The 3,650-nt window shown below is 74.2% G+C and carries 1 protein-coding gene and 1 pseudogene; both read left to right on the forward strand.

Translation table 11 applies throughout. The features are described from left to right. On the forward strand, nucleotides 1-2,929 hold a 2,929-nt coding region (locus ACTWQJ_RS48270), incomplete at its 5' end, for a putative baseplate assembly protein (RefSeq protein WP_443312715.1). Then, a pseudogene (locus tag ACTWQJ_RS48275) lies at nucleotides 2,929-3,650 on the forward strand (hypothetical protein); the annotation flags it as partial. The gene ACTWQJ_RS48270 and the pseudogene ACTWQJ_RS48275, both read left to right, overlap by 1 nt.

The following is a 3,650-nucleotide window of genomic DNA, read 5'->3' on the forward strand; positions in this document are numbered from 1 at the left end:
CCGGCTGATCGAGGACTTCGAGGACCAGGTACTCGCCCCACTGCGAGCCGACCTGGACGCCCTCAGGACCCCGGAGCGGCTCGCGGCCCGCCTCGCGGAGCCCGTCGCGCGACTCGGCGAGGCGCAGGTGCTGGCCGAGCCGTACGAGGACGTGGCGGCGTGGTTCGAGCAGCTGGAGGCGGTGCTCGCGGAACTTGCCCAGCGAGCACGGGAGTTGGCGCCGTCCCGACCCGACGAGCCCTCCGTGACCGAGGCGCCGCCCACCCCCGGCCCTCAGGAAGCCGCCCTCCGGGCCCTGTCCGCCGTCCTCCCCGCCCTGCGCACCTCCACCCCCACCCCCGGGCCGGCCACCCGCGCCCGCCCCCACCACCCCGGCACCGACACCGCCCGCCTCCTCACCGCCCTCGACCCGAACCTCGGCACCCTCTACCCGGCCTGGCGCACGGCCGCCGCCCCCGGCACGCCGCAGCTCCTGCGCGAGCTGCTGGCGATGCGCGTCACCGCCGCTCCCTTCGGTGCCACCGCCCCGCTGAAGCCGGTGCAGGACAACCACGGCCGGGTCATCCGCACCGCGGACTGGCCGCTCACCGGCGCGGCGCTGGTCACCCTGCGCGTCGTGTACGACACCGGCGGCAAAGTCCCGGTCCGGGCGGAGTTCCAGTACGTCGAGGGCAGCAGCTCCGACCAGCGTGCCGAGAACCTGCCCGTCCCGCAGTTCATCACCTTCCCGCTGGGCACCGGCCAGGTCGACCTGTCCGTGCGCTTCGGCCAGGACCGCGACCTGAGCTGGCTCAACCGGCGCCCCACCGACTCCCAGGACCCCGGCGTCACCGCCCGTCTGCACTCCGGTCTGCCCGAGCGCACCCTGTTCGTGTCCCGGCCCGACGCGGACGGCCTGGTCCACGTCGGCGTGCACAACGGAACCTCCGAGCAGATCGCCCTGCGACCGGGCAGCGCCGAGCAGTTCACACACGGCGAGTACGAGGTGAGCATCCGGTACACGGTGGGCAGTGCCGAGCCCAACGTCGAGGTGGTCATCGCCGGCAAGCCGCAGCCCGTCAACCGCCGAGTGCTCCAGCTCGACACCGTCCACCACGGCATCACCGTCGGCAGCTGGGTGGCGATCCGGCGCCCCGCCAAGGGAGCCCCGGGCGGCATACCCGGCGACGCGAAGCTCGCCTTCGTCACCACCCAGGTCGTCGCGGCCCGCACCGCCGCGTACACCAACTACGGCATCACCGGCCGCGGCACCGAACTCACCCTCGCCGACCCCTGGCTGGACGAGTTCGACGTCCTCCTCTCGCACATCCGTGACACCACCGTGCACGCGGCGGGCGAGCCGCTGCGCCTGGCCGACGAACCGCTCGGCGAGGACGTGCACGGCAACGAGATCGAACTCGCCGAGCTGTACGACGGACTGCACCCCGGCCGCACCCTCGTCGTCACCGGCGAGCGCAGCGACATCCCCGGGGTGGCCGGCGTCACCGCCACCGAGGTCGTGACCATCGCCGCCGCCGGCCCGGCCGTCGACCCGCAGCTGCCCGGCGACCATGTCCATACCCGGCTGACCCTGACCGCCGACCTCGCCCACCGCTACCGCCGCGACACCGTCCGGATCCTCGGCAACGTCGTCGAGGCCACCCACGGCGAGAGCCGCGAGGAGGCCATCGGCAGCGGCGACTCCGACCGCGTCAACCAGACGTTCGCGCTCTGGCAGACCCCGCTCACCTGGCTCGCCGACGACAACCCTCCCCCAGCCTTCGGCCGGGGGTACCCCCATCTCGCTTCGCTCGGTGCCACGCCAGTTCTGGAGATCCGGGTCGACGGCGTGCTCTGGCACGAGGTCGACAGCCTCGCCGGACGCGGCCCGCGCGAGCGGGTCTACATCACCGGCAGCACCGCCGACGGCCGTACGACGGTGACCTTCGGCGACGGGATCAACGGCGCCCGGCTGCCCACCGGTCACGAGAACGTCCGCGCCCGCTACCGCTTCGGCACCGGCCGCGCGGCCAACGTGGCCGCCGACCGCATCACCCAGCCCCTCACCCGCCCGCTGGGCGTCACCGCGGTCACCAACCCGCGCCCGGCGACCGGCGGTTCGGACGCGGACGGACCGGGCCTGACCCGCCGTACCATCCCCCTGGCCGTCTCCGCCCTGGACCGGCTCGTCTCGGCCGGCGACTACGAGGACTTCGCCCGCTCCCGCGCCGGCATCGGCCGGGCCGCCGCACGCGAACTCTTCGACGGCCGGCGGCGCGTCCTGCACGTCACGGTCGCCGGCACGGACGACGTGCCGATCGCCGACTCCACCGGCGAGGGGGACACGCTCCGCGCCCTGCGGAGCGCCCTCACCGAGTACGGCGACCCGAACCTCCCCGTCCGCGTGGACGTCCGTGAACTGGTGCTGCTGCTCCTCGCCGCCCGGGTCAAGGTCGCCCCCGACCACGCCTGGCAGACCGTCGAACCGCGCCTGCGCCAGGCCCTGCTGCGCCGGCTCGGCTTCGAGGGGCGGGAGCTGGGACAGCCGGCGCGGCTGTCGGAGGTCCTCGCCACCGCACACTCCGTGCCCGGGGTCGACTACGTGGACGTCGACGTCTTCACCGGCGTCCCCGCGTCCGCCACCCCCGAACAGCTCACCGAGCTGCTCGCCCACCCCGGCACGCCGAAACCCCACGTCCCGGCCCATCCGGCGACCTACGACGAACGGACCCACACCGTGAGCGCCGCAGACGGCGAGACGCTCTCCGCGATCTGCGCCCGGCACGGCATCCCGCTCGCCGAACTCCTGCGCCTCAACCCCGACATCACCGACACCCGGCGTCTGCCCAGGGGCCGGTCGGTGTACGTCTTCCGCGGCATCCGCCCGGCCCAGCTCGCCCTGCTGTCACCGCGCGCCGCGGACACCCTGATACTGACGGAGGTCAAGTGATGTCCCCGGACGTCGAGTTCGAGAGCACGGGAGCGGCGGCATCCAGGGATCCCGACGCGCTCGCCGCGCTGCTGCCCCGCTGGCATCTGCTGCGCGACGCCGAGGAGGGCGGACCCCTGCGCGCCCTGCTCGCCGTCATGGCCGAGCAGCTGGACCGCGTCCGCGACGGCGTCGAGCAGAGCTACGAGGACCTGTTCGTGGAGACCGCGGCGCCCTGGGTGCTGCCGTACCTGGGCGACCTCGTCGGCTACCGCACCCTGCCGGGCTACGAACGTGTCCTCACCACCGGCCTGCACGACGGTGGCCGCCCCGCGCTCGCCGAGGCCGTCGCCCCGCGCCGCGACGTGGCGGCGACCGTCGCGAGCCGCCGCCGCAAGGGCACGCTGCACCTGCTGGAGGAGCTGTCCGAGCAGGTCGCCGACTGGCCCGCGCGGGCAGTGGAACTGTCCCGGCTCGTGGCCCACCACCAGCCCGTGAAGCTCGGCGCCGGTCACCGCATCGAGCGCGGCCGTCTCGCCGACCTCCGCGACGGCGCCGCGCTCGACCTCCCGGGACCGTTCGCACGGACGGCCCGTACGGCAGACGTACGACGGGCGAACTCCACTCACCGACAGGGTGGTTGGACCCCGGCAGGAGTCGCCCTCTTCGTCTGGCGGCTCAAGGCGTACTCGCTCACGTCCGCCCCGGCCTACTGCATCGACCGAGCCCGCAACCTCTACAC

It is taken from the genome of Streptomyces sp. KR55, assembly GCF_052245645.1.
GTDB classification, from domain to species: Bacteria; Actinomycetota; Actinomycetes; order Streptomycetales; family Streptomycetaceae; genus Streptomyces; species Streptomyces flavusporus.